Below are 24,891 nucleotides of genomic sequence, written 5' to 3'. Positions count from 1 at the left end.
CTAATAAATTACTTCATAGGTGTTACTTGTTACTGGGGAGGAGTCGGGCGGGGTGGACTCGCTGGGTAATAGTTGCTGGTGATATACGCTGTAGCGCAATTGTTCGCTGGGGGTGCTGTTGTAGCGGTTTTTGGACGGGTATATGTAATTCTCTCGATAGTCGGGGAATACTTGTGTGTACAGAATTATATCGCCGTCGAACTCGGAGGTTGTGCCTCCTCGCATATTGCCTGCTACGGTTTGCTGGAATATGATTAGGAATAGCTTGCCGTTGTACTTTTTGCGCAAATCTCTATCGAGTAAGAAGTTTCTGTTCCATTCGCGTATTTTGGTAAAGCTGTCGATTACAATTACATCGTTGCGTTCTATGAGGGCTTGTAGGTCCTGCATATTTTCTATTTCGGGGGCTTCGACATTGGCTTGTGCGGTTTGGTCGAGGTACTGTTGTACTTTGTCGAAATATAGTTTGCTATCGGGTTGCTCTTCGAGGCTGGCGTGTCCTACTTTGTAGTTTTGTGCCAGGGCGTTGATGAATTGAAAGGCAAAGCGTGTTTTTCCGCTTCCTGCTCCTCCTGTGATTGTGATTGCGGTGCTACCTGTATTTTTGCGTTCTACATCACCGAGAAAGGCTTGCATTTGTGGCTCTGCGATGATGAATGTTTCAAAGGTGCGATTTTGGAGCGTTGCCATTTTATTGGCAATGCTGTTGTTACGGGGTGTTATATACGGTGCGGACTGGGTGGCGGGGTCTGGTGAGTGTTCGACGAATACTTCGGGGGCTGACAGTGCGGAATTGGGCACGGTTTTTGCTACACTTTCAGTAGAAAGTGTTTCAACTCCACCGCTGAAAGGTTTCACCCCTTTGTGAGTTGAAACACTTTTCTTTTTGCCTACATCATAACTTTTGAATTTCAAGTTCCTATCTTTATCTACGCTGATAGCAATACGAACGTGGCGTTTTTTGCCGTCAATAGTAATTTTGCTTTTGAAATTTAGATAACCTAATATTTCTTCATTGTCTGATGTTTTTCTATCTCCCCAGTTGTTATAGGTAGAGTTTTTAATTAAAGTATCCAAATGTTCTATTACGGCTGCTTTGGCACTGTACATAGCTTCACCATAGGCTATTTTACGACCTCCTTCAGAGGTGAACACAACCTCTTTTAAGTGTTTTTCGATTTCTTTTTTCTTGCCTTTTAGGAAGAGTCTATAAAACTCTAAGGTGAATTCTCTAAGTTCTGTTACTTTCATTTTTTTGAAAGCTAAAGTATTTATTTCGGGGTATTTGCCGAAAAGTGCTGTTTGTCCCGTTGGTTTTATATAGGTCTGTTTGTTTTGATAGACTTTCATTAGTTGGGACTGATAGTATTGTATTTTGGTGTTGTATTCGGCGATTTTGTCGTCGGCGATTTTTTTCACTGCCATATAGTCTGGAGCAGTGGGGTTTACAAAGTCCTTATTGGAGGGGTTTATAAACCTATCTTTTAGGTTATCAATATATCCTTGATAGGTGCTGATTTGTGTCTTTAGGTTTTCGACTTCTTCGTCGTACTGTTTTTCTCCCTCTGATTGGTATTTCATACGGGCGAGATTTAGAGGTTCGCTTGGGGCAAAAGGATTCCAACAGGCGCGTACATACTCTAAGAATTTAGCTTTGGTATTGGTGCGCTTGCTGGCTTCTTTATTCATTAGAAAATCAAACATTTCTTGCTCGTGTGCATTGGTGAGTTCTGGGGCGTTACGGCGTGCTTGCCCTATCCAGTCGGCAATACGTTCAATTTCGTTTTTGTCGGCTTTGCTTTGTGTTTGGCTGAATTGTACGAGGGTGCTCATTATGCTACCTTTGGGGTTTAGGCACGATAGGTTGAGTATATATGAGCGGTTTTTTCCCTCGATATTGGCTTTTTCGTTGATTTCTTTTTCACTATATCCCTCATCGCGGTATTTGCGATAGATTGCAGCGCGTTCGTAAGGCTCTTCTAAGGTGCGGTTGGCATTGCTTATTTCTTTGGCGTAACGAATAGCATCGGCTTCAGTGGGATAATCATCATTGGCGTATTTTACGGGTACGGTTTTATGTCCTAAACGTTTTAGGGCTTCGTAACGGTGATGTCCTGCCAATACAAAGGTTTTTCCTTGCTTTTCATCGTACCATACGACTAAGGGGTCGAGGTCGGTAGGTTTGAAGTTATTGACGATATTTTCGACTATTTCTTCATTGAGTTTTTTGCGGTTTTGAAAGCGTTTTTCATCGGTGTATAGGTCGGTTAGGGGTATGGTTTTTACGCCCTTGTACTGGGTGGTACGAGGGGCTTTTTTTTTTGTGTTTTTGTTTGAGGACGAGTCGGACGGGGCGGACTTGTCGGTGGGGGTTTTGGGGGTGTTTTTTTTAGGGGAGCTCTTAGGTTTATCTAAATCTTTTCCGACAAGAGCGACTTTGTACCCTGCCTTTACTAATTTTTCTAAATATTCTCTAAGATTTTTATATTTAAAACCTACTGAAATAGAAAACTCATCATTTCTTTTTAACTTTAAAAGTTGTAAATTTAATATGTCGGCTGCAATAACGGCATCTTTACCATACATAGTATAGTTTTGTTGATCTTCCATACTAACAATTATCAAGTGTTCTGGGTATTTAGATTTGAGTTGTCTATATTCTTCTAAAAAAATGTTTTTGTTTGAGGACGAGTCGGACGGGGCGGACTTGTCGGTGGGTGTTTTGGGGGTGTTTTTGGGGGCTTTTTTGCCTTGTAGCTTTTTGAGAAAAGCGGGGTTGCCGTCCTTATCCAGTGCAAGGATATAGTCGGTGGCTTGCTGGGCAAGTGAGGCGGCGCGCATTAGGAATTTGTTGTCGTTTTGGGCTTCTTTGATTGCGCTGTTCCAGCCTTTGAGGTAGGCGGCGTGGTTTTTGTTGTTGTACCACATTATACCTGCCCAAGCGGATAGGAATACGGCACCAAACTCGGCTACTAACTCTTCTTTGGCATAATCGTCTTTTTCTAACATTAGGTGTATTCCTCGATTTAGTCGCTTGTTGTGCCCAGTGGAGTGGGTGAGCTCGTGGAATAGGGTACGGTAGTAGTCGTTTATGGTATCGAATTGCTCTTGTTTGGGTAGCTTTATATAGTCGCTGGCGGGGTTATAATAGGCTTGGTTGCCCTCGTGCTTGATTGCGGGAGGGTTGGGGTAGTTTTCGACTATGAGTTGTGCGGCGCGGTTTTCGGTGGCGCTATCGGGGACGGCGCGACCGATTTGGAGTTCGTCTAACTTGAAATCTATGTTTTCTATATCTGCTCCGTTGTATACGTTGTAATAGCGTATCATTGGGATACGGGTTACTTCGCTTTCGGGGAGGTTATATTTGTGTAAGAAATCAAGTACTTTTTGTGCGTTGGTAGAAGAATAGGCTTTACGCCCGCTATTTTTGTCGGCTGGGACAACATAGCGGATTGAGTAATATATTACTTCATAGCCTTTTGCGCCTTTTTTTAGGGTTCCTTTGTGTTTTTTGATTTGCTTGAATGTTAGGAAGTAGGGGTTGCGAAATGCTCCTGCAAAGCCTATGCGTTCTTGCAACAATAGTCGGTTTACGCCTCGATATGGTTTTTTGCTGGCGTAATTGATAGGTATAAAGAAAACGTCGTCTTTCCACGCGCGGTGATAGTCGGTGGGGCTGGCTGATTTTAGCATACCGATTATTTTATCGGTTACCATTTTGTATATATCGGCTGCGGGCACTGGCTTTCCGAGTCCTTGTGTTTCGTCATCGGGGGCTTCGGGGAAGTATTCGATACCAGCGGCGGAGAGGAAGGCGATTTCGTCTTCTTGATGTGGTGCAGATAAGGCTGTACGCAATTTGAGTATACCAGTTTTTATTAGGTATTGGTTTACTGCATATTTGGCGTTTTCGGTAAGGGTACGTTGCCACGCTTTGGCGGTGGGAGCCCATTTGAAAGCGTGAGATTTGAGGGCTTCGCGCACTTCTTTGCTGGGGATACCGTCAAAGAATATTTGTAGGCGTTGTGCTTCGCCATTATATACTATTTTTCCACCCTCAATAAGTGTTTCCTTTTCTCCTTGTGATTGGTTTTTTCCGAGGATTGCAATACGTTTTTCCACTTCCTTAATATCTCTATTGAGGTATGGCATTGTAAACCAATTGTACATATCTTTTTCAGTTGGTTTGCCTCCCTTATCTATATGATTAACAATAGTTTTTGTTGTTTCTTTGTCAATGTTATATTTTTTGAATACTGATAAATCTTTGTTTTTTTGATATTCTTTAGCTGCTACAACGCCGTTTTTTAACATTGTTTTTCTGTCTTGTAACATTTTTAGCTTCTGCTGTAGCTTTGTTGTCGCGTTGTTATCTGTACTCTTGATAACATCACCCTCTTGGTATAGGTCTGCGGGTTTGTTTTTAGCTATTTTCTCTAATATATTATATAGTTTGTCGTACTTTTGGCTCCATAATTCGCTTTTTTCAATTTGCAGGCGCATTCTCTTTTCATTAGTAGAAATTTGTTTTTCGGTAATACCTGCTCCTCCAGTAATAGCCGTGCTAAATGTTTTGCTACGAGTTGCTATTATTTCTCTTTCGAGTTTCAATAGCGAGTTATACCCGTTGTTAAACGCGCTATTATACTTTTCTAAAACACCTTGCTTTTTAGCTTCTCCAGATAGTGAATTATATAGACTATAGAACATTTCGCCCCATTGTTTAATATCTCTTTCAGCGTGAGCGTCAGGGTCAAATGAAATCCAACTATATGAGCGTTTAATGGTGTTAAAATCTAAGTCTTTAGCGAATGTTTCAGCGGTATAGGTTTTTGAGGACGAGTCGGACGGGGCGGACTTGTCGGAGGGGGTTTTAGGCGATTTTTCTGGTTTATTTACCTCTAATGTTGCTTTTTCTTGTTCGATGAAAGCGAACATTTGGGCTTGTTGTTCTTTTTCGGCTTCGTTTTCGGGAACGGGGGTATAATAACGTTTGTTTTTTCTGTCGTATTTCCAGTTTAATTCTTTGAACTTTGCTTTGAGTGTTTTGGTAAATGGGTGTCCAAACTCTTTTTCGGTGTATTGTGATAATAAACCGCTACGTTTTTGCACTTTTACGACTTTGCCGTCTACAAAGTGCCAGCCTTTTTTTAGGCGACCGCATTCGTCGAGGGCTTCGCGGTAGTCGCCTGAATGGCGTGTGCCCGCAAGTGCTGTATTTAAGGGCGAATTGCTATTCGCCCCTACGGTGGGGTAGTTGATGATGTTGATATTGAAGCGGTTGCTATCGGGGTGATCGTTGAGGATTTTGGATAGGCGATAGATGACTTCGGTGTTGTTTTGTTCTTTGGCAAGGGCTATAACGGTTTGTATTTCGTCGCGTGATACAGTGCGGTTGTGTAGGGCAATAAATTCTTTCATTGTATATTATTTTTTGAATAATAGATAGGCAACTAAGAGTCCTCCACCGATGAATAATAGTGTGGTGTAGTTGTTTTTTTTAGGTAATGTTAGTTCGGGATTCACGGGTTGTTGTGGTGTGGTTTGTGGTGCGGTTTGTTTTTCTTTATTTTCCTTGCTAATTGCTAACATTCGCTTTACTCTTTCGTCTTTTGGAAGTTCAGAAAGCATTTCGTTTATTTTGCGATTTTCTGTTTTTTTTGAGTAATCTATACCAAAAGGATTTGAAGGTTTTTCTGGAATTGGTAGCCCTTTGCGTTTGGCGATTTCAGCTTTTACTTGCCATTGGTAATACGCACCTCGATAGTCACCAAAAGCGGGGTGGTGGGTATTGACATAGGTTTGCAACTCCTCAATAGTGTAAGGAGTAAGGTTATAGGTGTCTAAACTTTTTTGTATAACTGTCGTTTGATTTAGGCTTTCTACTGCTTTTAAGGTGTTTAAGAAACTCATATCTTTATTGTTTTTTCCATTTTTTACAGACTTTTGTGTTTTGGCGGGTGAGTCCTGCAAGTGGGCACCCGCAAACGCCACAGCATTTTACTCCCATTATTGTTTTTTGCAAGGGGCAGTTTTTACAGATTTCGAGACGGCGCAAGGCTTCGGCTTCGATGTGGAGGTCGTCGCGGAAGAGGGCGTTACGGTAGCCTTGTATGATAGATTTAATTTGCATTTGTTTTTTTGTGCAATGTTAATTGGTATAGCATTATGAGTACGTTGAGGGCTGATAGGGCTATAGAGGCTTGCCAGTAGCCTTTATCGTTGTTTTTAGTATTACTTTTTTGTGTTTGATTTTTTGCCATATTTTTTAGTTATGAGATAAGAGGTAAGAGCTAAGAGGGTTATTGTGCCTATTATGCTGATATTCTTTACTTGTGTTGCTACTTGTTTTACTTTTTTTTTGTGAGGTTCCAACGGGAGGCGTTGCCTCGTATGTCGTAGTGTACAAAAGTGTCGTAGAGTCCTAAACCGCCTTGTTTCATTTTGCCTTGGGCGATGAGTTTTTCGATGATGTTGTATACTTGTAAGGCGGTGAGTCCTTGTATAGTGATGTCGGCGGCTTTGGCTTGGAGGTGCTGACTATCTTTTGCAGCTCCTTTTAGGGTTGCGTTGTAGGTGGGGGTGCGGTATCCACTGTTGATATTTATGGGTTTGTTGCCGACGGCGGTGCGCAATACTTCGAGTTGTTTGGCGAGTTCTATTACGTTGCTCATATACTGTGCAGGTACGGGGGTGCCGTCGTTGCAGTCGAATTCTTGTCGGGTAAAGTGTTTTGTTAGATTCATTTTCTTATTTTTATATTTTTCTTATACCAGTAATATGTTCCATAGGCTAAAGCTATAAACAGTAGAGTTGCGCCTATTCCTTTTTTTTTTCGTCTTTTAAGGGGCTCATCATACTATGGGCTTTTTCGTAAGAGGCTTGAGGAATACGCACGTGGTCGGGGGCGCACTCCATTTGGGCGATGGCTTTGGCTATGGTGATGAAAAACTTTTGAGTAAGGTCGGTTTTGGTGAGGGTTTGTGTGGGGCTGATGTTGAGTTGTGTGGCGATGAAATTGATGTACTTTTTCGTGTCGTTCTCGTGTGGTGGTGCCCATTTGCTCATTAGCTTCTCTATGGTGTTGGCGCCGTATTTTAGAATATAGGTGCGTGCGTTGGTCATTAGGGCGCGCAATCCGTGTTCTAATGTTTTGAACTGTTGGAATTTGCCGTCGGTGTTTTGAGGGAGTGGCACGAGTCCTTCCCAAGGGGTGTTGTTGATGATGATGTTCCCTGGGTTGTTGTTGCGTATACCGCGCTTGTATGTGGTGTTTCTGAAATCCATTTTTAACTACTAATTGCTATATGATGTTTTTGTTAAAGGTGTATAGCTGTCCAAAGCCTTCGACGTCTACTTCGTAGCGCAATTCTTTTAGGAATTGCTGGCTGTTGGCTTTGAGGGTGTTTACAAAGGTTTGGGTGTTGTTGTTGGTTTTGTCTTTTGAGAATGTGCCTTTTAAGAGGTTGCCCCAACTTGAGAATCCTCCTGATATGTTGAGGATATGTTTGGCGAGGTCGGTGGTGGGGATTTCGACGTATATATCTTTGAATGTGTAGCTTCCGCCAGCGGGGAGTGTTACGCCATCGATATTGCCGAGGTCGCCAAAGGCTACTACTTCATTGCCTCGATATACGCGGTAGGCTTTGGCTGTGATGAGGTTGCCAGTGCGTGCGGTGAAATCTTGTGCGGTGGGGTTTTGTAGGGTGAAATCGATATAGAAGCGCAGGCGTGTGGTGCTTATATCGAAGTTTTTGGGGAAGCCTACTTTGAAGAGTATTTTCTCGAATACATCTTTGGCTTGTGCGGTTTTGGCTTTGATAAAGCTCATTAGGGCGAATGCGCCGATGAGTGTTCCACCGATGATGAGGTATTTTACTTTCATAGGGTGTTAGGGTTTTAGGGTAAAAAATCGGGAGATTCTATAGCATATATAGATTACTACTAATATACCTATGGCGGCAAGTATTTTTATCCACGTGGGTACATAGGGTACGGGTTGCATTTTGTAGAGTGAGGTTTGTATTTGTTGATTGTGTGATTTATAGGTATTGAGTTGTTGTTGTAGGTTTTGGTATAGTATGAGTTGTTGGCGGTATTTGTCGTAATAGATACCGTAGTTGTTTTGCCTGCTGTGTTTGGTGGTGTTGAGGCGTTCGAGGAGTTGTTGTAGTTGTTGCTGGCATAGGGTGTCGCACTGGTTGTTGCCGGTGTGTGGTGGTGTTATGGGTATGTATAGGGTGTCGTGGATGGGGAGGGTACGATCTATCCATATAGTGTCGGTTGTTTTTTGTACGGTAGACTGTTTCTCTGCTTTATAGGTACGACAGCCCAAAATGAACATACTACATAATAGAATTATAAAGAAAAATATGTTTTTCATAGGTAAAAGGTATTAATTTTCAAACTTTTTCTTCAGAATTTCTGATACATTATTGATAAATTCCTCAGCTTCGTCGAGTATAGATTCGGAGAATACTCCTACAATACCGCATAGGGCGTTTACGACTGGGATAGGTAATTGCATAAGGTGTAGGAATAACACGCCTGCACATAAAGAGGTAAATACAGCGATGATACACGAACGAAAAAAACGCTTCCAACTCATTCGTTTACGTAGTTTGTTGATAGAAGCGCCTATTACTCCAGCTAGTAAAAAGCCACTGTACTTGTAAAATAAATCTAAAAGTGTTTGCATATTTTAGTAAATTAAGAGATTGGGGCTGTATAAATCTTACCTTTGTGAACTGTAATAAACAATGGCATTTGTCTCATACTAAAGTTATCCACTCCTACTATTTCTTTGTTATTACTTTCAAAAGAAACATTAGGCTCTCTAAGGTCTGACGGTATAAAGTAGAGAATAAAAGTACTTGTTTGATTGACTTTTGAAAAATTTAATAGACACTCTCTACTTGTTACAAGTAACATACTGCCCGATTCTTGTTCTTTTACCTCATAGGTAGGTGTATCTATTTCAATAATGCGAAAACCTTCAGCAGAGGCACCTTTTCCATTATTATTACCATTGTTATTGCCTGTTATAGAGGCAAAAGAAAATTTTCCTGTCATTTTTATTTCTTTTTAGTTGCAAAATAATATATACCTCCAGCGGATATTATAGCTAATGCTATCCATATCCAACTGGCACTTTCTTTCACTTTCTTATTGAGCGAAGGTTGAACATTGATATTAGGTTGTGGTACGGGTGCAGGTGCGGGTGCAGGTGTTGGAGCCGGTACGGTTTGAGGCTCTTTTTTAGGAGGCGACAAGGTTACTTCTGGTAGGTTTTCTACTTGTATTGTTAGATAAATTGCTTTAATAGATAACAATGAAGTAGCATCAATAGTAACAGCTTTATAACCTACATACGATATTCTTATCTTGTCCAACCTTGTTTTCAAGCCAAGGTTGCGATATAAGAAATAGCCGTTTTTATCGGTAATTGTACCCTTGCCTTTGTTATCAACATTAACGACGTGAGCTCCTACTAATGGTTTATTAGTAAGCTTGTCTATCACCCGTATTTGTAATGTTTGTGTATTGACTTTCATTTTGCAATTTTTTGAAAATTGATCAATAGTACCTACTTGTACTACTGTATTGGTTTGAGGGTTTTGTAATATGTTTCTCATATTATTATTTCTTTTTGCAGTAACATACAGTAGGTATCTGTAGAGATGGGTACCTTAGTGTCATTGCGTTCCAGTCTTCACTACTCAAGGCGTGTTTGAGCCACGAAGTCAAGTCCCAACACTTATTGTATATGCCGTGGTTGAATATATGGCAATGAAAATAGGCTTTTAGTATCTTCATATGATCATCGGTAGCGATTCTGTCATATATCAAAGATTTTATTTGCTCCTTATCTCTACCTATCCAACTCATATTCATATTGGTAAGCAAAGCACGTGTAGTTTCTTTCAGTTCAGAACTCTTTGCGAATTTTAATAACTCTTCTCGGTATTCGGGAGTAGCCTTAACTTTTACACCCGTTTTACCTACAGGCATCTCTGGTGCGTTTGCTTGTTTTTCAGCGGCTTGTTCGTCATATTCGCCTTTGTCTTTTTTGAATAGAAAATAAGCACCAACGCCTAACCCTACTAAGGCTATACCTCCAATGATATATGCTTGTTTTTTTGTTACATTCATATCTTCATATTTTAATAGTTTTAAAATAAACTTCTTGCATCGTATGCCATTAGGTTTCTCAAGGTAGCTAATTCTTTTTCTGAAAGGTCACCTTGTAAGAAACTAATCAAATCTTCATCACCATTGTTTCCTAATGAAAAATTCAAAGCACCAGAACGTTTTCCAAAAGCATTGTATATTGCAACAAAGCCGTTGTAATTGACACCTGAAAGAGCTTTGTATACCTCTTTTTCATTAGTTCCTCCTCCTCTCATTGCTGTATAAAGTATATTCGCTTTGGAAAAAGCAGCAGCTGGAGGCACATTGCTTGGTGCTGCTTTCGGGTTGTATTTCATTTTCTTAAAGCGATTTTTCCAATATAAATTATAAAAGGCGTATCCTGCAACTCCTAAAACAACTGTACCGAATAGGATAAAGCCTATATTAATCGTAGTTGATACAGCTTTTCGGTTATCTTCGGTGGCTACCTTGGCAAATACTTCGCTGGCGGCACCCGATAATTTATTTTTTTTACTCATTTTCATATTTTTTAAGGATTAGCAATTGCTATATTTTTAAGAATCCTTTTAAAGCATTCCAAAGAATACTGTTAGAAAAATAACTCAAAGCCTTTTTGTTATCTGAAAGGCTTGCGAGGCGTACTAATACTTTTTCGTCTAACGTTGCTAATTTTTCAAGGGCTTGTTGTTTGTTCATTGTTTCGTTGCATTAGATATTCGTACAATTCTCCTATGATTTCGTCGGTGATTTGAGGGTTGCTTATCATCTTTATAAATTCACTCTTTGCTAATGATAGATTAGCCCCTGCTAAAGCTGCTACGGGTGCTTGTGCTGGTGCTGACATCATTTTTTCGACAACTAACGGGGCTATTGCACCTAACGATTCACTCACTTTTTCAAAGGCAGGGCTTTCCCAGAAACCTTTTTTATTCAACAACTCCTCTTTTAATGCCAACTCGTGCTTCTTGTCTGCTGTATCTAACTGCAATCTTAGAGAGGCTTTTTCCTCGGTGAGGGTGCGTACTTGGCTTCGTAAATCTTTATTGTCTTCACGTAAGGTATCGTTGTCGCGCAATAGGTCTCTGTATCGCTCCTCGATTACTTTACTGCTGATCCAATCGGTAGTGGCTACTGGGGTGTAGCCGAGCCCCATTGGGTATCCCATAGCGGTGGGAGGTGCGAGCCGCACGGGCGATTCAGTGGGAGCAGTGGGAGCAGTGGGGGCTGTGGGAGCGGTGGGAATAGTGGGAGCGGTGGGAGCTGGGGCGACTTCGTTCATAGGTGTTTCTTTTTTGAAATTGAGGGTGAGGGTTTCGATTTTGTAGGTGGTTTGCTTGGCTCCTGCACCATAGAGGCGTTTTAAATCGATTTTTACATCGGTGGTAAAGCCTTTTGCGGGTAATGCCTTGAGAAAATCGCTTACAGAGCCGTATAGGGTGTGTATATCCTGCAAGGTGAAGCCGTACTTTGGGGCTGCTTGTTTGGCTAAACGGGCGGTGCCTTGTGTTACGGTGATGATATTTGCGGGGTTCTCGGATAGGAACTGCTCGATACGTTCTGCTGGGTTTTCCATTTTACTGATTTTCTAAGTTATTACTTTCTACTATGGGGACGATATAGGTCATTATGGCACTATTGGTTTTGCCTGCTTCTTTTTTGAATTTGATACGGAAGGCATTGTTTATGATAGGCATTTCGTTTTCAGCCATAAACATTTCACGTGGGGCAAATTCTTCACCTACGCTGTCATCGATGATAAATGAGGTTTCACCGTCGTTGCGAACTGTGAGTCCGACGACTCCTTGGGCGTTTGTGTCGCGATAGAAATCGAATACGGTATCATCGGTGATACGGTGGCGATATAATAGTCCTTTTCTCATTATTCGTTACAGTTGCAATCGCGTTGAATGGTAAAGATTAATTCACCGATGAAATCGTCGGTTAAGTTTTGATCTGCCAAGACAGCAACTTGGAATTTGTTGTTGTTGCACTCAAAGCCAACTTGCTTCATTCCTTGGATATGTCCACCTCCTTTGTGCTGAAAATCGCGGTAATCGACGGGCTCAATAATAGTGTTTGATTGAGGGTCGCGCACACTCATTTCGATAGCAAATTCGGGGTTATAGTTTTTGAAAGGAATAAAGTACACGCCTACGCATTTACCTTTTTCAAGTGTAACGTATTCGGTTTGCGCTTTTTGCCCGTTGGGTATCTTAACATTAACGCGGTTTGTTATTATACTACTTGTCATCTTGTTTTCAATTTGTTAATTAGTTTATTTTGTCAGTTTGCCAATGTGATAGACACATTGGCAAACTGACAAAATGGCACTTACTCTTATCGTTTCATATAAGTTTCAAAGCCTTTGAATAGGACTTGTACGAAAGATTTGTCGCCACTGGTTGCAGGGGTAATGGTGCTTCCTGCAGGGCTTTCGATGGTTACTTCGACGGTTTGTGTAGGCTCAATGAGTGCCAAGGCTCCAAGACGACGGTAAAATTCGTCAGATTTTTTGGCGTTGTTGATGCTGGCTACAGGTAATTTTACAATTACTTCACCGTTTTGACGCAATACGAGGGTTGAGGCTAACAATTCGGCTGGGAGTTCCTTGTTATAAGCGACTTCCCATACTTTTTTGCTTGCAGCGGCTTCGCCGTACAATAGGGTTACTGCATCGATGACAAAGAAGCGACCGTTGTCGAGGCGGTTACCGTCAAAGTTTGTTACCCCTACTTCTTGGGTGCTGTTTCCGTTGAGGAGTGGTACGTTACCTCCTAAGTTGATTAGTGCGTTTACGTATAATTCACTTGGGGTGGGTTTCATACGTGCCATTACTTCTGGTGAGAGGTTGAATTTGGCTGCTTGGCGGGCGAGGAATGTGGCAACACGTTGGTATTGCTCTTCATTTACAAAATACTCATTCATTTGTGTTTGTGTTTTAAGTGTTTATTAATAATTAGGCTTCTGCGAATAGGTCGGCTCCTGAGAGGAACAAGTTTTGTTGTTGTGGTTGTTCTTCAAAGGGGTTGTCTACTTCTTCGTAAGGGTAGTAGTCGTAATTGCTACTGCTATCTACGTATACGGTGGTTTCTTCGGCTGGGGCTCCGAGGGCTGTTTTGAGGATACCGTCTTTCATCGGTTCATTTTCCTTGGTGAGTACGCTTTTGAGTACTTCGGTGAGTTGGGTAGCTGCCATACCTGCACCAGCACTTTGGAGGAGTTTACCGCTTGTTTCTTTTGGGGTAGCAAAGGCGGCAAGGGCAAGTCCTGCAAGGGCGAGAGCTCCGTGGCGCAAGAGTGGTTTTTTGAGTACGCCTGATAGCTTGTCGGCGGCAACTCGTGAAACCATAGCGCCTGCTACGACACCTGCTGCTGTTGTAGCACTTTCGGTGAGTGTTTTTTGATTAATTTTGCTCATTTTTTCTGATTGTTTTTAAATTGTTATAGGGTGTTATTTTTTCATCATTAGGACGATAACAATAAGTGCGGCGGCACCGAGCCCGATGTATAGGGGGGTATTGTCTTTCTTATTGTCGTCTAACATTTTAGCTAACATTAGCTGTTGGAACATACTATTACTATTGCTTTCGTTGAGGGTGCCGTTTTGGCGTGCAACTGCTGTTTTGTATACGTATTCTTGTTCTTCTGGGCTTAAATCTTCACCGTTTACACGAACTGGCTGACCGCTTTTGAAAGAATTGATAACATTGGCGGCTCCTCCTGCTAAATCTACTAACTGTGTTAGACGTTCGAGTGTTGTGCCTGCTGTAATATTGTTACGCTGAAAGATATTACCGCCTTTTTTTTCTCGTAACTCTTGCCGTATTACACGATTTTGCTGGCGTTGTTCTTGTCTGATTTGTCGATTTTGCTGGCGTTGTGCTTTTTTTTCGGGGTTTGCCTTTAGAAAATCAAAGAATCCTCCCATACCTCCACTGTTACAAGTGGTGCAGGGTGCGGCGAGTTGATATACTGCTAATTTTGCTTCCATTTTATTTTTTTCTCATTAAGACGATAATAAAACCTAAGAAGAGGATACCTCCTAACATATATAAGGCGGTGTTATCGCTACCTTTATCGGTGATACTATCGACGATTTTACGTTCGTTTCTAAGTTTTTCGGCGTGCTGGCTTCGGGCGGTGGCGTTGGCAAATGAGGCTTGCTGGCGCTCTAACTCGAGGCGTTGGCGTTCTATTTCGAGTTCTTCTTTGCTTTTGGTAACGTGGTAGTGATTTTCGTTTACTACGGTATTACCGCTGTTGCCATTGTCATTGTTTTTGTTGCCAAAACTATCGTACAAGTCTTTGCCTTGTTGTGCTAATGTTAGCCCATTGCTTATGCCGTTTAATAGGGCTCCAGTATTCATTATGCGTTTACTTTTGTGGGTGATTTACGGAATAATAGGTAGCCTCCTACGATTGCTGCGCCTACTAATATTATAGTTTGTGTTTGCTTGGCTTGCTCTTTGGCGGTTGCTTTGGCTTGCTCTTTGGCGGCTGCTTCTTGTGCTTCGCGTTCGAGGGCGAGTTTTTGAGCGTCTTTGTTGGCTTGGTAGCTGGTACGGGCGTCGGCGATACGCTTATTATAGCTATTGAGTAGGTCGCGTTTTTGAGCGTTTAATTTTTCAAGTTCAGCCAAAGTGTTTCGCTGTTGTTGCAAATTTTCTGGTGATAATCGTTGCTTTGCGTTATTTATATCGGAAGTAACTCCTGCTACCCATTGTTCATAAGGGCGCACTTTTTCTATCCACTCTTTTTCGCGTTCAGTGTAGGTGTCGCAAGAAAAAGCTTTATTCCAAGTTCCTTTGATGTTTCTATCCCACCAACCCCAACCTAATCCTTCAACTTCGGCTTGTTGTTTTGGGTTGTTTTCCCACGCGTCTACGATTACTTTTGTACGTGCGATTTCAGCATCTAATTTATTGTTATCATCTCTTATTTTTTGTTGCTTTTGCTCAAGTAATACGTATTCTTTTTGTTGCATTCCGTTGTTATAGTTATCACGTTCTTTGATAAGTTCATTCAAACGGTCTCGCACTTCTACAAAATGAGCTTCTGCTCTTTGTGCGCGTGCGCGGTGAGGGTCGCAACCTCCTAATCCTTGGCAGGGTGAGGATAAGGAGGCGCGTGCAATTCTGTTTTGTGCTATTGTATCAAACATATTTTTTAAGTATTAGTTTTTGCTGATGAGTGTTAGTACTCCTATTCCTAATGCGCCAACAAGGGCGAGGTTTAGGAGTTTTTTGTTTTCGAGCCCTACCATTCTATTTGCTTCTGATTGTGCGATTTTACGGCGATTTTCGTCGCTGTGTTGCTCTTCGTATAGGCGTTGGGCTCGTATTTTTTTGAGTTCTTCCCAAAATGTTTTATTGGCAAGGTTGTAGGCTTCTGTTTTGCTTTTGGCGAGGTCTAACAGTTCTTGTTGGTACTTTTTATCGTACTTGAGATAGATACTGTATTGCTCACGCCTTAGTTCGTCTTCCATTGTTACTTGGGTAACGACTGGGAGGTATATATTACGGCGTATGGCGGCGATTTTTTCTTTGAAAGGTAACATCTCACGACGGTAGGCTTCAGCTTGTTGTGCGCCGTATTCTACCCGCAAGGTGGTTACATTCTCTTCAAGCCACGCGTCAAAACTCTGTTCGCTTCCATAAGGATATATGCCTTTTTTCTTGTCGCGGCTTTCTACTTTTAGGAAGCGGTATTTGGCTGATATTACATCTTTGCCACTGGGCACTATGAAGTACCAACTTCGTTCGGATACACTGCCTTGGCGTTCTATAATTGCTACATTAAAGTTTTCGGATAGCTTGAATTTGAGCATATCAAGCATATCATCAACGGCTTTTTTGGTGTTTTTGACGAATGTGTCGTAACTCTTTAGTGTTTCGGTACTACATTTTTGGTTGTGTACTTGGCATTCGTGGTAATAGTGTGCGCTACCGAGGTCTATTTCTTTCAAAAGTTTATTGAGTTCACTTGTAGCGGTAGGCTCCAATCCCTGCTCTAACTTGGTGCGCAGGGTGTTCATTGTGGTTTTGAACTGCTCAAAGAATTGTTCTTTTAGTCCGCGATTGATATAGTCGGAGGTGTAGAAAGCACCCGCGCAAGGGTCGCCCCAAAGCATTATGGCGAGGGCTACAATAGCGGTTACAGCGGCAATACATAGTCCTACAATGGTACCCACTCCAGGGACAGCGTTGGAAGCTAAAGCGGCTTTTCCTCCTATGGCTACAATGGTGGCGGTAGCGGTGGCTGAAGCTGCATTACCTACAGCATTGACTGTTTGTTGTGCTTTTTGCTTGTGATACGCGCCAGTGGCTTCGGCATTTTGCTTGCCTGCCTCATAGGATTGGTTTAGCAACTCTTCTAACTGCTGGTTTACATCGGCTTCACCGAGGGCGGTGGCTTCGTATTCTTTTTTCCAAAGGTTGTATTTACGTCCGTCGAGGGTGATTGTAAAGCCGTCTATCTTGAAAGGTACATTGGTTTGTTTCTCTTTGGCGAGTTGGTATACACGCGCTTTGAGGTGGGCGAGTTCGGGGTTATTAGGGTTGAGTTTTCCGATATTATCTATCGCCTCTACAAATGCTCGCCACGCTTGCCGTTTTTGATGTCGGGTGTCGCTTGTGAGCATTGTAGGTAGGGGCGATGATAAACCAGACTTTTCATTATGATAAACCGATACATCGTCTTTTTCGAGGTATGGCAGTTCTTGCATTGTGTTGATGGTACCGTCGATTACGTAATAACCTTGTGTGAGATTTGCGGTTTTTTGGTTTTTCGGTACTACTACGTATACGTGGGTGAAGCCGTTGGGGTTCATTGCTTGCTTAATACGGCGCATATAGTGCTTTATTCCTGCATTGAGGAGTATTGTTGAGGCAAATATGCTGTAGCTTTTGCAGTCGATACCGTCGAAACGGGAGAGCCAGCTACAAGCGGGGGAACGCAGTAGCTGTTTGTCGCCGTCGATACTATATTGAAAGTGCCAATACAAGAATTGGTGAATATCATTACAAAGTTTTTCGAGGGGCATTCCACTGAAAAACTTTAGGGTTAAATCGCGGGTGTGGTGCTGGTACTTGCGGGCTGTTTTTGCCATATTTTGGATAGCAAAAGAGGTGTCGCCGTTGCCGAGCTTGGTAGAGGAGCAGTCGGAGGGGGGCATAAAAGCACCATAGAGCGCGCCAGTGCGCACTTCGCGGTGTAGCCCCCTATTAATCTCGTCTGCTGTTATACTCATATTATGCGATTTAAGGTTATTAATATTCGGGGGCAAATATAGTATGGTGGGGAGGTACTTTTGTCAGAAACGGCACGAAGCTGTGAGAAACGGTCGCTATTGGTTAGACACGGAAGTAAGAAAGCCCGCTTTATGGGCGGGCTTGGAGGAGGAAGGTGTTTAGGAGATTGTTACTTTTCGTTGTATAGTGTAATACCTTTGATAAGTTTGAAGTGTTTTAGATTGTGGGTGTATACAGGTAAATCGTAATACACTCCCGTAGCACCGATAAGAATATCGGCAGGATCAAGGCTATTGTCTTTTTTAGATATATCAATGGAGAGTTCGGATATACCTTTGTTGAGATGTAGCATTTTTAAGGTATCAAATTTCTTTTTGTACTTTTGTCGTGTAGGTTTGTCAATACCCTTAAAAACACTTAACCATTTATTTAGTTCAATGAGTATTACTGGTGTTATGGCAATATTTTCTATACCTATTGCTTCAATATTTTCAACTACCTTTGGGACTCTTTCAAGGTATTTACTTATAATGTTTGTATCACAAATTACCATATACGTATTTTTTATCAAAAGGTTTTAGTTTTCCTTCTTTTATTAGTTTTTTAGTAATATCTTGTAATTCTCCCCAAGATACATCTTCTGTTTTTTTCTTAGAAGATACGGTTTTAGGTTTGGGCATTACAAGTCCCAAGCCCTTGCGGGTGCTGGTTTTGCTTGTGGTGCGTGTGGTTGTGATTGTAGCTGTTGCGGGCATAATATTGAGTGTTTTTTTGTTTGTATGGTGCAAAGATACAAAAATTTTGCCAATTAACAAATTGTGCTAATTGGCAAATTTCTTTGATTAAATTTCGTCGTTGTAGAAATAGGGGTCTATCGCTTCAGCAAACTCATTAAGGTAGGACATTGCGACGGTGAGATTAGGTGATACATCTTGTGGGTTTTCAAGCCATATAAGAGAGGCTTTGTAGTTGAGTGTGCGTATCATCTTGGCAAACTCTTTGGCGGTTACTGATTTGAAAAACTTACTTACGGCTTCAATATTGAAGTTGTAAGGGACGGTTGTCGCACCGTTGGGCGTGTGGCAAAGGATACTGTTATTCACCATTGCTACATTCTTTTCATTATTTTGCACTTTTGAAAAAAATATAATAGGCTAAAATTACTAAAAGGTTTAGCCTTTCCCTTTGCAAAACACACACGAGGGCGGTTGCGGTAGCATTAACTATCCGCAAGGGGGTACTAAACCTTATATAGGTGAGGTACGGATATAAAAAATCCGCACTATTTATTAGAGCGGTTTACGCCCTCTATGTATGTTTTGCGGTGCAAACATACGACTATTTTTTGAATTGGCAAATTTTATACTTTTAGTTTTCGGTTTTTTATTTCGTGTTGGAGTTCATCGGATAGGGTGTATCCTTCTGGGGCTCCATAGAGTTCTACAAAGGTGAGGAATTCTTGGAAGGTGATGTTTTTGCATTTGTTGCCTACAAAAGGGCGATAGCTTCTTACAATGTCGTTGATTGCAAAGCGTAGGTGTCGTTCGCTCCAGTAGGGCAAATATAGTTCGTATAGTTGTTTTTTGGTTTTTACGGTTGTGAGTACTTTCAAATTCATAGGGTTTGTTGTTTGTTTTTCTTTAATTCTCGTTCGTATAGGGTGATGTATATTTCTTTTTGTTTGTCGGAAACGTTTTTGTTGTTGTAGTATTGTTTGCTGGAGTCTACTATTTTGCCTTTGCGCTTTACGTGCAGTTGTATGCGGTTGCCGTAGTAGTCTTTTGCTTCGCACTCTACTGTTATGCCTCGCTGTAGGCAGTAGGAGAATGCTTTGGGGAATAGGTCGAGGTTCATTGTTTTATGGTTTTACGTTTTTAAGCAGTTAGTAATGTTTTTCACAAGGTTTTCGGCATTTTCAGCGAGTTTATTGGCTATAAATTTTATGATTTGCAATGAAATATCATCATCGACTTTTAAGATAAATTCTTCATTTATATCATTGCTGAATTTTACATACCCCTCGTATCTATTTTGTTGCTCTTCTGGTAATTCTTTCCAAGAATAACCACGTTCAAATTCTAATGAGAATTTTATTAGTTTAAAATCTGTTTTGCTGTTTTCGGTGTTCATCTTTGATAAATTTTTCGTTAATAATCTTGCCTTTTCGGTTTTTAATTTCGTTGTAGGCGATGTTTATACACTCCTCAAGGGTGGTGTTTTCTAAGAAGGCTATATCATCTAAATAACCAATTATGGTAATGATTTCGTAAAAATACAAAAAGGGCGTTTCTCCACCTATCCCTAATAATCTGAAATTAGCGTGCATTAGACGATTTAAACTATCTTGAATGTTTAATGCTAACACTACTTTGCTATTCCCTCGATTTCTTTCAAAATTCAAAACATCATTGATTTGCTCTAATACGTCTATTCTTTCCATATAGCAGTAGTTAATAAGTGTTACCATTACATCGCCAATAGCGTCCTGAATAGCGGTTTTGTCGTTGTCATAACACGCTTTTATGAGCTCACCGACTTCCTCGTGGGTTTTGATGAGCTGGTTAAAACGTGTTATTTTCTTATAGATTTCTCTTTCTTTTGCCCATTCTTGGATAAGGGGCACGAGTTCTTGGATTGTTCTCATTGTTTTATGGTTTTAATAGGGTAAATCGTTGAATAAATCGGGGTCGTTGTCGTCGTTGGACGGGTCGGACAAGGCGGACGGGTGGGACGGGGTGGTGGTTGCTGGGTTGGCTGCTGGGTTGGGGGTTTGTGGGTTGGTTTCGTCTTTGGGGATACCTACAAAGAAGTATTCTTTGGTGGTGCGGGTGTTATCGGGGTTGTAAACGGTGCGCTTGATGTAGCCTTGTGAATTGCATAGTTCTTTTGGGTTGAATACGTAGCCTTTGAGTTGGCAAAATAGGGCGATGTTCTTTTTGAAATTCTTTATTTGTACTGCCATTTTGCCGACTACATTGCGGTAGTCGTCGTACATTTCTTTTTTTAGTATTTCTCGGTTTAGGTTTTCTTCACAAAAATATTCTTCTGCCCATTCCATAAAGTTGTCGCCTATGGAGGCTTTGAGGGTGTTTATTTGTAGGTTTTCGATAGGCGATAGCACTGGTGCGTGCTGATTGGCAAGGAAAAATTGCAAGCACTGTAGCATAAAGTTATAGAATAGGTTGTACTGTTTTTCGTCCCAGTCTTGGAAAAAGGCGTGCCCAAAGTCGTCGATGGGTTGAAACTTGTCGGTGAGTGAAAAGTAGTAATAATCGGAAAATGTTACGAATAGGATTCGCCCTATATCGCTACTTGTCATATTGCGTATGGCGTGGTTGTAGGTTCCTACCATTTTTGGTGCTTTTTCGTAGGGTATATGGTAGTCGCCTTTTGTTTTTTCGTTTACGGTGATACCGTCGGTTACGTAGGTGTATACTTCGGAAAAGGGTATTGAGGCGTGCAAGTCGTCAAAATAGATGAGTGGTTCGCCTTTGTAGGTCCCGAATAGGTGTTTGTCGCGGAATAGGTCGGGGTTTTTACCGCCTCGATAGAAATAGGGTGCGAGTTCTCGTAGCCCGTTAATCATTAGCCCTTTACCGCTTCGTCCGTTGTTTTCGGTTACGCTGTCCTTTACTTTGTCGTCCATTACGTATACGTATTTTTCAAAGCCGCGTTTTTTGTATTTGTGGAGGAGGTAGCCAATGGCAAAGCATTTGCCGAGAAAGTGGCGTTCTTGGGTGATTTGCTGTTGCTCGGTAAGGTGTGGGCTGTTGAGTATATAGGTTTTGCGGAAATCGGGGTTTTGTTCTTTTTCGGTTTCCCAGTGTACGCGGCTTCCGTTGATTATAAAGTTCATAAATTCACAATCGGTTTGGTGTATATGTACGCGCTGGTTGCCTGCTTCATCTTGGTACATTTCAAAGAATGAGGGCAGGGCGGTGAATCGGTTGGATATGATGTGTTTGTCCCACACGTAGCAGGTGATGTCTTTATCGGTTACGGTTTGTAGCTGGGAGGCTGTTACTTTTACGGATATGTTATCAAAGAAAAAGATTTGATAATCGGCGCCGTAGTTGGTAAAGTCGAGGGTGCGTGCGGGTAGATTGACGAGGTCGGAGGCTCGTAGGGCGTTTGTTTTTTCGAGCATTTCGAGCACGTCGGGGGAGGTTCCTTGACGGATAAGGAATTCTTGGCAGTATTGGCGTATATCTTTTGAGGTGGGTACTTTTATTTTGTGTTTGTTTATTTGGATTAGTATATCGTCGGTTTCATTGGGATTTTTGTCGGTTACAAATTCGGGTTTGTATCCGAAAAAGTTATGACAGTTGAGGAAATAGAATAGGTTTCGGGCGTTTACGCGGTATTGTTTTCGCTCATTTAGCATTACAAAGTTGCAGGATACGGCAACGCTTAATTGTTCTTTGAATTTTTTGGTTATATATTCTTTTGAGGCGTGTGTAAAGTCGCGATGTAGGAGGTAGTCGCGAAAGTCTTTGCCTTTGGTGTTTCCGTCTTCATCGGTGAAATAGTAGTTGGGGAGGAATGCGGTGGGTAACTTCCAGTATTGTAGTGAGTATTTGTAGGCGAATTTTATGCCTGAGGGGTCTAAATCGGGTAGGTTTATTAGGTTTTTGGTGAGTTTTTTTAGTTCGTGGTATATGGTAGGTGTTATGATTTCGGCTTCGGAATTGCACCATACAGGATTGAATTCTTCGGATAGTGAGGCGACGGATACGCCGTCAGACCCACCAGAGCATATTATGATGTATGGGAGGAGCATTTCGTTTAATTCTTCTTGGAACATTTCTTTTTCTAAATCGCTGGTTTCTGGTTTTTCCATACGTTTTTGGAGTTCCATTATGCGCTCATAATTATTGCCTATTTTATCGAGGATACGCTTGTAGCCGTGTACGTAGTGGGTGGGTTTTTGTCCGAAATAAGAGTGTTTGTAGGATTTGTTAGATTCTTTTGGGCAATAGGTTTTTGCCCATTGCTCGTAGTTATCGGAATAGGCGAACATTGGGTAGGCGGGTGTGTTGGTTACACGCATTATTTTTCCGCTTTTGGTACGGCGTTCGGTGTAATCAATTTCGATGATACCGAAACTTTCGAGTAGTTCGGCGGTTACAAAGCGGGAATATACTTGTGGGTTTTCGATTTTTGGTTTTGCGATAATTTTCCAATAGTTTTCGGGTAGGGTGGTGTCTTCGCGAAAAGTTACGTTGCTTTGGAATACTTTGTCGGTTGTGGGTACGTTAAATTCGGCGTACAAGTCCTTGAGGGCTTCGCCAAATTCTTTGCCGGTGTACTTTTGAACGAGTTGTATGGGGGTAATAAATTCGCCACTGGAGAAGTCTTTTATCGCCCAAAAGTTCTCTCCCTTTGGAATGAAAAGAGAGGCAGAGGCGGTGCGTTCACCTTTGTTGAATTTGAAGTTTTTGGCACCCATACAGCCTATGCAGGCGGGTTCGTAACGGTAGAGTATATCAAGTCCTTTGTTAGTGTGGGCGTATAGTTCTTCAGGGGTGTACTTGTAGTCGTTATTCATTAGTTTTTAGGTGTTAGGGTATGGGGTAATTGCCAGTTGTTTATTGGAAAATAAAGCCGTGCCGATATTGCGCAGGTAGCACGGCTTCACTAACGAACTGACTAACATTATTTAATCTTCATCGGGGTAGGCGAAAGCTATTATTGTTGTATTTTGTGGGTCTTCTTGGTCTAATTCAGTAAGTAAGAAAGAGAGTTGCGCAACGCCTATATTGCTGTTAAGACTAAGGTGTCCACCAGCGAGGCGGTTGTATATATCGCTTATAGCATTCTCGTTTCGGTAGGATAAGTCGATGATTAGCATATCGTTTTCGACGGTTGTACATAGTACTTTGAGGTATTCGATGTTGTACAAGGCGTTTAGAATGCGGGTAACTTGGTTTATGTGATTCATTGTTTTATGGTTTTACGTGTTCGCTTCGTGTTCGGTTTGTGTTTGGTTTGAGGGCGTTTGCAAAACGCCCCTACTGGCGGTGTATGTCGATGAGTTTTTCGATGGGGGTACTAAAGATTTCGGAAAGGGCTATGAGGAATGAATAATGTGTGAGTTTGCTGCTTGCCTCTTGTAGCCATTTTTTTATGGTTCGCTGTGGTGTGTTGGTTTTGAGGTGTAGAATGGCGATGACGGTGTCGTCGATACGTTGTTGTATTTCGGTTTTTAGTGTTACGGAAATGGTTTGTGCTTGTATCATTTGTTATTTTATTAGTGTTTCTAATTGTTCTAAGGTTATATTTATTATATTTGCGTTTTAAAATTAGATGATATGCAAGAAGTACAAGAAAATCAAGACAATGCAAAACAGCAAAGCAATGTGCCACAGATGATTGAAAATGTTCTTAAGAATGAGGGTGTACAGGCTTTGCTTTTTAGTATCGCTAAAGCTATTGAGGGTAAAGTTACTACTCCCGCGGTAGACGGTGTGGGCATCCGGAAACGTAAAATTATTTTTGAGGAGCGGCGTATGGAGTCGTGGAGGCGTAATAGGCGCACTCACTTGTGGACTTATACTGGGCTGGTGGCTGGTGTTTTTATTTGCTTGAGCCTTTTGGTATTCGCGCAACGCATTAGCGAAACTATTTATGCAACGCTTGTAAGTGCTCTCATTGGCTATGTCTTTGGACAAATAAAGAATAGCAACAAGGCAAGCGCTGATACCGAGAAGGTTTAGTAAGGGTGTTTCTTTTTTCATTGTTTTTAGGTTTTATTTATTATTTTTGCCTCGCCCTTTCTTTGGGCAAATCTCTCCCATAGAGAGGGAACCTTAAATGAATGGAAATATTTCTTCTATTCAAATCCACAATTTACAAGTAAATAGTTCCTAAAAAGGCTCTGCCCAAAGTGGCGGGGCTTTTTTTGTTTTTTTTAGGTTTAATTTTTGTGTCTCAAAAATAGTTCGTATATTTGTCGCCTAAATATGATTACCATTATTAGTGACGCTTTTAGTGTTACTTTTTCGGGTACAAAAGTATAGCTATTTTTCTAAACTCCCAAATTTTTATAGATATTTTTCTCAGTTATGAAAGAAAGAATTTTGCAATTTATTGATTATAAAAACCTTAGCAAAAATAAATTTTATAAAGAGACAGGGCTTGCTAATGGTATTTTAGACAAAAACAGTGGGCTTTCAGCAGAAAGTATAGAGAAAATTTACTCTAAATACCCAGAAATAAATCTACACTGGCTTCTCACAGGAGAGGGCGAAATGTTGAGAAAAGAGGAAATAGTACAACAAGCGCTTAATAATGTAAGTAGTACTATTACTCAAAATCAAACTATAAATGTTCCTAAAGATTATGAAGAACTAAAAAAAGAAAATAAACGACTTACTCAAGAAAACTCTGGTCTGAAGGATAAGATTATATCACTAATGGAAGAGAAAATAAAGAAGTAAAATAACAAAAAAAATTAATAAGTGAATAATTTTTTGTATATTTGCGCCAT

The 24,891-nt window shown here is 41.2% G+C and carries 34 protein-coding genes and 1 pseudogene; 2 read left to right on the top strand and 33 right to left on the bottom strand.

Annotated features, from left to right (window positions below):
* The 33 genes and pseudogenes from I7X29_RS02335 to I7X29_RS02175 form a co-directional block, all read right to left on the bottom strand.
* The gene (locus I7X29_RS02335; RefSeq protein WP_198472664.1) at positions 1-5,421 is read right to left on the bottom strand and encodes a zincin-like metallopeptidase domain-containing protein; all 5,421 of its coding nucleotides are present in this window, start codon (positions 5,419-5,421) and stop codon (positions 1-3) included.
* Positions 5,422-5,427: 6 nt separating this feature from the next.
* Positions 5,428-5,913 (bottom strand): hypothetical protein, encoded by a 486-nt coding sequence (locus tag I7X29_RS02330; RefSeq protein ID WP_198472663.1) that lies wholly within the window; start codon positions 5,911-5,913, stop codon positions 5,428-5,430.
* A 4-nt stretch (positions 5,914-5,917) separates the two neighbouring features.
* Positions 5,918-6,133, bottom strand: a complete 216-nt coding sequence (locus tag I7X29_RS02325) for a hypothetical protein (RefSeq protein WP_198472662.1) — start codon at positions 6,131-6,133, stop codon at positions 5,918-5,920.
* Entirely contained in the window at positions 6,123-6,263 is a 141-nt protein-coding gene (locus I7X29_RS02320) for a hypothetical protein (protein ID WP_198472661.1), read from the bottom strand. Before I7X29_RS02320 ends, I7X29_RS02325 begins: the two co-directional genes overlap by 11 nt.
* A gap of 87 nt (positions 6,264-6,350) precedes the next feature.
* A pseudogene (locus I7X29_RS02315) lies at positions 6,351-6,749 on the bottom strand (YcbK family protein); the annotation flags it as partial.
* 70 nt (positions 6,750-6,819) lie between these two features.
* A complete protein-coding gene (locus tag I7X29_RS02310; protein WP_198472659.1) occupies positions 6,820-7,287 on the bottom strand; it encodes a hypothetical protein in 468 nt (155 codons plus the stop codon).
* 16 nt (positions 7,288-7,303) lie between these two features.
* Positions 7,304-7,885 carry a hypothetical protein gene (locus tag I7X29_RS02305; protein ID WP_198472658.1) on the bottom strand — a complete coding sequence of 194 codons (582 nt, stop codon included), beginning with the start codon at positions 7,883-7,885 and terminating at the stop codon, positions 7,304-7,306.
* A 6-nt stretch (positions 7,886-7,891) separates the two neighbouring features.
* Positions 7,892-8,383, bottom strand: a complete 492-nt coding sequence (locus I7X29_RS02300) for a hypothetical protein (RefSeq protein ID WP_198472657.1) — start codon at positions 8,381-8,383, stop codon at positions 7,892-7,894.
* A 12-nt stretch (positions 8,384-8,395) separates the two neighbouring features.
* Complete coding sequence (locus I7X29_RS02295) at positions 8,396-8,698, bottom strand: phage holin family protein (protein ID WP_198472656.1); 303 nt, start codon at positions 8,696-8,698, stop codon at positions 8,396-8,398.
* 11 nt (positions 8,699-8,709) lie between these two features.
* Positions 8,710-9,072, bottom strand: a complete 363-nt coding sequence (locus I7X29_RS02290; protein ID WP_198472655.1) for a hypothetical protein — start codon at positions 9,070-9,072, stop codon at positions 8,710-8,712.
* A 2-nt stretch (positions 9,073-9,074) separates the two neighbouring features.
* A complete protein-coding gene (locus tag I7X29_RS02285; protein WP_198472654.1) occupies positions 9,075-9,635 on the bottom strand; it encodes a carboxypeptidase-like regulatory domain-containing protein in 561 nt (186 codons plus the stop codon).
* Between the two features lie 4 nt (positions 9,636-9,639).
* Positions 9,640-10,152, bottom strand: a complete 513-nt coding sequence (locus tag I7X29_RS02280; RefSeq protein ID WP_198472653.1) for a flagellar basal body-associated FliL family protein — start codon at positions 10,150-10,152, stop codon at positions 9,640-9,642.
* A gap of 20 nt (positions 10,153-10,172) precedes the next feature.
* On the bottom strand, positions 10,173-10,670 hold the full coding sequence (locus I7X29_RS02275; RefSeq protein WP_198472652.1) for a hypothetical protein: 498 nt from the start codon (positions 10,668-10,670) through the stop codon (positions 10,173-10,175).
* 28 nt (positions 10,671-10,698) lie between these two features.
* The gene (locus I7X29_RS02270; RefSeq protein WP_198472651.1) at positions 10,699-10,848 is read right to left on the bottom strand and encodes a hypothetical protein; all 150 of its coding nucleotides are present in this window, start codon (positions 10,846-10,848) and stop codon (positions 10,699-10,701) included.
* On the bottom strand, positions 10,826-11,725 hold the full coding sequence (locus tag I7X29_RS02265; protein WP_198472650.1) for a hypothetical protein: 900 nt from the start codon (positions 11,723-11,725) through the stop codon (positions 10,826-10,828). The genes I7X29_RS02270 and I7X29_RS02265 overlap by 23 nt, the downstream gene beginning before the upstream one ends.
* A 1-nt stretch (position 11,726) precedes the next feature.
* Complete coding sequence (locus I7X29_RS02260; RefSeq protein ID WP_198472649.1) at positions 11,727-12,032, bottom strand: hypothetical protein; 306 nt, start codon at positions 12,030-12,032, stop codon at positions 11,727-11,729.
* Complete coding sequence (locus I7X29_RS02255; protein WP_198472648.1) at positions 12,032-12,403, bottom strand: hypothetical protein; 372 nt, start codon at positions 12,401-12,403, stop codon at positions 12,032-12,034. The genes I7X29_RS02260 and I7X29_RS02255 overlap by 1 nt, the downstream gene beginning before the upstream one ends.
* An 86-nt stretch (positions 12,404-12,489) precedes the next feature.
* Complete coding sequence (locus I7X29_RS02250; RefSeq protein ID WP_198472647.1) at positions 12,490-13,077, bottom strand: hypothetical protein; 588 nt, start codon at positions 13,075-13,077, stop codon at positions 12,490-12,492.
* Positions 13,078-13,108: 31 nt separating this feature from the next.
* Positions 13,109-13,570 (bottom strand): hypothetical protein, encoded by a 462-nt coding sequence (locus tag I7X29_RS02245; RefSeq protein ID WP_198472646.1) that lies wholly within the window; start codon positions 13,568-13,570, stop codon positions 13,109-13,111.
* A gap of 33 nt (positions 13,571-13,603) precedes the next feature.
* Positions 13,604-14,143: a hypothetical protein gene (locus I7X29_RS02240; RefSeq protein WP_198472645.1), complete on the bottom strand. Its 540-nt coding sequence runs from the start codon at positions 14,141-14,143 to the stop codon at positions 13,604-13,606.
* Between the two features lies 1 nt (position 14,144).
* The gene (locus tag I7X29_RS02235) at positions 14,145-14,519 is read right to left on the bottom strand and encodes a hypothetical protein (RefSeq protein ID WP_198472644.1); all 375 of its coding nucleotides are present in this window, start codon (positions 14,517-14,519) and stop codon (positions 14,145-14,147) included.
* Complete coding sequence (locus tag I7X29_RS02230) at positions 14,519-15,313, bottom strand: hypothetical protein (protein ID WP_198472643.1); 795 nt, start codon at positions 15,311-15,313, stop codon at positions 14,519-14,521. Before I7X29_RS02230 ends, I7X29_RS02235 begins: the two co-directional genes overlap by 1 nt.
* A gap of 12 nt (positions 15,314-15,325) precedes the next feature.
* Positions 15,326-17,401, bottom strand: a complete 2,076-nt coding sequence (locus I7X29_RS02225) for a hypothetical protein (protein WP_198472642.1) — start codon at positions 17,399-17,401, stop codon at positions 15,326-15,328.
* Positions 17,402-17,571: 170 nt separating this feature from the next.
* On the bottom strand, positions 17,572-17,955 hold the full coding sequence (locus I7X29_RS02220) for a type II toxin-antitoxin system VapC family toxin (protein WP_198472641.1): 384 nt from the start codon (positions 17,953-17,955) through the stop codon (positions 17,572-17,574).
* The gene (locus tag I7X29_RS02215) at positions 17,942-18,157 is read right to left on the bottom strand and encodes a hypothetical protein (RefSeq protein WP_198472640.1); all 216 of its coding nucleotides are present in this window, start codon (positions 18,155-18,157) and stop codon (positions 17,942-17,944) included. Before I7X29_RS02215 ends, I7X29_RS02220 begins: the two co-directional genes overlap by 14 nt.
* Positions 18,158-18,244: 87 nt before the next feature.
* Positions 18,245-18,535, bottom strand: coding sequence for a hypothetical protein (locus I7X29_RS02210; protein WP_198472639.1), 291 nt, complete (start codon positions 18,533-18,535; stop codon positions 18,245-18,247).
* A 227-nt stretch (positions 18,536-18,762) separates the two neighbouring features.
* Positions 18,763-19,020, bottom strand: coding sequence for a hypothetical protein (locus tag I7X29_RS02205; RefSeq protein ID WP_198472638.1), 258 nt, complete (start codon positions 19,018-19,020; stop codon positions 18,763-18,765).
* Positions 19,017-19,256 carry a hypothetical protein gene (locus I7X29_RS02200; RefSeq protein WP_198472637.1) on the bottom strand — a complete coding sequence of 80 codons (240 nt, stop codon included), beginning with the start codon at positions 19,254-19,256 and terminating at the stop codon, positions 19,017-19,019. The genes I7X29_RS02205 and I7X29_RS02200 overlap by 4 nt, the downstream gene beginning before the upstream one ends.
* 12 nt (positions 19,257-19,268) lie before the next feature.
* Entirely contained in the window at positions 19,269-19,532 is a 264-nt protein-coding gene (locus I7X29_RS02195; RefSeq protein WP_198472636.1) for a hypothetical protein, read from the bottom strand.
* Positions 19,501-20,046 (bottom strand): MazG-like family protein, encoded by a 546-nt coding sequence (locus tag I7X29_RS02190; RefSeq protein ID WP_198472635.1) that lies wholly within the window; start codon positions 20,044-20,046, stop codon positions 19,501-19,503. Before I7X29_RS02190 ends, I7X29_RS02195 begins: the two co-directional genes overlap by 32 nt.
* Before the next feature lie 12 nt (positions 20,047-20,058).
* Positions 20,059-22,950 (bottom strand): hypothetical protein, encoded by a 2,892-nt coding sequence (locus I7X29_RS02185; RefSeq protein WP_198472634.1) that lies wholly within the window; start codon positions 22,948-22,950, stop codon positions 20,059-20,061.
* 111 nt (positions 22,951-23,061) lie between these two features.
* Positions 23,062-23,343 (bottom strand): hypothetical protein, encoded by a 282-nt coding sequence (locus I7X29_RS02180; protein WP_198472633.1) that lies wholly within the window; start codon positions 23,341-23,343, stop codon positions 23,062-23,064.
* A gap of 70 nt (positions 23,344-23,413) precedes the next feature.
* The gene (locus I7X29_RS02175; protein ID WP_198472632.1) at positions 23,414-23,641 is read right to left on the bottom strand and encodes a hypothetical protein; all 228 of its coding nucleotides are present in this window, start codon (positions 23,639-23,641) and stop codon (positions 23,414-23,416) included.
* 72 nt (positions 23,642-23,713) lie between these two features.
* Between I7X29_RS02175 and I7X29_RS02170 the strand changes: the two genes are divergently transcribed.
* Positions 23,714-24,118 carry a hypothetical protein gene (locus tag I7X29_RS02170; protein ID WP_198472631.1) on the top strand — a complete coding sequence of 135 codons (405 nt, stop codon included), beginning with the start codon at positions 23,714-23,716 and terminating at the stop codon, positions 24,116-24,118.
* A gap of 348 nt (positions 24,119-24,466) precedes the next feature.
* On the top strand, positions 24,467-24,841 hold the full coding sequence (locus I7X29_RS02165; protein WP_198472630.1) for a transcriptional regulator: 375 nt from the start codon (positions 24,467-24,469) through the stop codon (positions 24,839-24,841).
* Positions 24,842-24,891 lie beyond the last annotated feature (50 nt).

Origin of the sequence: Capnocytophaga periodontitidis (genome assembly GCF_016126015.1) — a bacterium.
In the GTDB taxonomy this organism is placed as follows: Bacteria; Bacteroidota; Bacteroidia; order Flavobacteriales; family Flavobacteriaceae; genus Capnocytophaga; species Capnocytophaga periodontitidis.
The sequence above is the reverse complement of the archived record's forward strand: the minus strand, read 5'-3'. Positions and strand labels throughout refer to the sequence as shown.

Excerpts from the sequence above, each read along its gene's own strand:
- I7X29_RS02280 (WP_198472653.1), bottom strand. The coding sequence starts at position 10,152 with ATGAATGTAACAAAAAAACAAGCATATATCATTGGAGGTATAGCCTTA.
- I7X29_RS02330 (WP_198472663.1), bottom strand. The coding sequence starts at position 5,913 with ATGAGTTTCTTAAACACCTTAAAAGCAGTAGAAAGCCTAAATCAAACG.
- I7X29_RS02270 (WP_198472651.1), bottom strand. The coding sequence starts at position 10,848 with ATGAACAAACAACAAGCCCTTGAAAAATTAGCAACGTTAGACGAAAAA.
- I7X29_RS02310 (WP_198472659.1), bottom strand. The coding sequence starts at position 7,287 with ATGGATTTCAGAAACACCACATACAAGCGCGGTATACGCAACAACAAC.
- I7X29_RS02265 (WP_198472650.1), bottom strand. The coding sequence starts at position 11,725 with ATGGAAAACCCAGCAGAACGTATCGAGCAGTTCCTATCCGAGAACCCC.
- I7X29_RS02325 (WP_198472662.1), bottom strand. The coding sequence starts at position 6,133 with ATGCAAATTAAATCTATCATACAAGGCTACCGTAACGCCCTCTTCCGC.
- I7X29_RS02215 (WP_198472640.1), bottom strand. The coding sequence starts at position 18,157 with ATGCCCGCAACAGCTACAATCACAACCACACGCACCACAAGCAAAACC.
- I7X29_RS02195 (WP_198472636.1), bottom strand. The coding sequence starts at position 19,532 with ATGAACACCGAAAACAGCAAAACAGATTTTAAACTAATAAAATTCTCA.
- I7X29_RS02200 (WP_198472637.1), bottom strand. The coding sequence starts at position 19,256 with ATGAACCTCGACCTATTCCCCAAAGCATTCTCCTACTGCCTACAGCGA.
- I7X29_RS02220 (WP_198472641.1), bottom strand. The coding sequence starts at position 17,955 with ATGGTAATTTGTGATACAAACATTATAAGTAAATACCTTGAAAGAGTC.
- I7X29_RS02185 (WP_198472634.1), bottom strand. The coding sequence starts at position 22,950 with ATGAATAACGACTACAAGTACACCCCTGAAGAACTATACGCCCACACT.
- I7X29_RS02230 (WP_198472643.1), bottom strand. The coding sequence starts at position 15,313 with ATGTTTGATACAATAGCACAAAACAGAATTGCACGCGCCTCCTTATCC.
- I7X29_RS02225 (WP_198472642.1), bottom strand. The coding sequence starts at position 17,401 with ATGAGTATAACAGCAGACGAGATTAATAGGGGGCTACACCGCGAAGTG.
- I7X29_RS02300 (WP_198472657.1), bottom strand. The coding sequence starts at position 8,383 with ATGAAAAACATATTTTTCTTTATAATTCTATTATGTAGTATGTTCATT.
- I7X29_RS02205 (WP_198472638.1), bottom strand. The coding sequence starts at position 19,020 with ATGAATTTGAAAGTACTCACAACCGTAAAAACCAAAAAACAACTATAC.
- I7X29_RS02295 (WP_198472656.1), bottom strand. The coding sequence starts at position 8,698 with ATGCAAACACTTTTAGATTTATTTTACAAGTACAGTGGCTTTTTACTA.
- I7X29_RS02275 (WP_198472652.1), bottom strand. The coding sequence starts at position 10,670 with ATGAGTAAAAAAAATAAATTATCGGGTGCCGCCAGCGAAGTATTTGCC.
- I7X29_RS02170 (WP_198472631.1), top strand. The coding sequence starts at position 23,714 with ATGCAAGAAGTACAAGAAAATCAAGACAATGCAAAACAGCAAAGCAAT.
- I7X29_RS02180 (WP_198472633.1), bottom strand. The coding sequence starts at position 23,343 with ATGAATCACATAAACCAAGTTACCCGCATTCTAAACGCCTTGTACAAC.
- I7X29_RS02250 (WP_198472647.1), bottom strand. The coding sequence starts at position 13,077 with ATGAATGAGTATTTTGTAAATGAAGAGCAATACCAACGTGTTGCCACA.
- I7X29_RS02260 (WP_198472649.1), bottom strand. The coding sequence starts at position 12,032 with ATGAGAAAAGGACTATTATATCGCCACCGTATCACCGATGATACCGTA.
- I7X29_RS02165 (WP_198472630.1), top strand. The coding sequence starts at position 24,467 with ATGAAAGAAAGAATTTTGCAATTTATTGATTATAAAAACCTTAGCAAA.
- I7X29_RS02175 (WP_198472632.1), bottom strand. The coding sequence starts at position 23,641 with ATGATACAAGCACAAACCATTTCCGTAACACTAAAAACCGAAATACAA.
- I7X29_RS02255 (WP_198472648.1), bottom strand. The coding sequence starts at position 12,403 with ATGACAAGTAGTATAATAACAAACCGCGTTAATGTTAAGATACCCAAC.
- I7X29_RS02285 (WP_198472654.1), bottom strand. The coding sequence starts at position 9,635 with ATGAGAAACATATTACAAAACCCTCAAACCAATACAGTAGTACAAGTA.
- I7X29_RS02305 (WP_198472658.1), bottom strand. The coding sequence starts at position 7,885 with ATGAAAGTAAAATACCTCATCATCGGTGGAACACTCATCGGCGCATTC.
- I7X29_RS02235 (WP_198472644.1), bottom strand. The coding sequence starts at position 14,519 with ATGAATACTGGAGCCCTATTAAACGGCATAAGCAATGGGCTAACATTA.
- I7X29_RS02290 (WP_198472655.1), bottom strand. The coding sequence starts at position 9,072 with ATGACAGGAAAATTTTCTTTTGCCTCTATAACAGGCAATAACAATGGT.
- I7X29_RS02320 (WP_198472661.1), bottom strand. The coding sequence starts at position 6,263 with ATGGCAAAAAATCAAACACAAAAAAGTAATACTAAAAACAACGATAAA.
- I7X29_RS02245 (WP_198472646.1), bottom strand. The coding sequence starts at position 13,570 with ATGAGCAAAATTAATCAAAAAACACTCACCGAAAGTGCTACAACAGCA.
- I7X29_RS02240 (WP_198472645.1), bottom strand. The coding sequence starts at position 14,143 with ATGGAAGCAAAATTAGCAGTATATCAACTCGCCGCACCCTGCACCACT.
- I7X29_RS02335 (WP_198472664.1), bottom strand. The coding sequence starts at position 5,421 with ATGAAAGAATTTATTGCCCTACACAACCGCACTGTATCACGCGACGAA.
- I7X29_RS02190 (WP_198472635.1), bottom strand. The coding sequence starts at position 20,046 with ATGAGAACAATCCAAGAACTCGTGCCCCTTATCCAAGAATGGGCAAAA.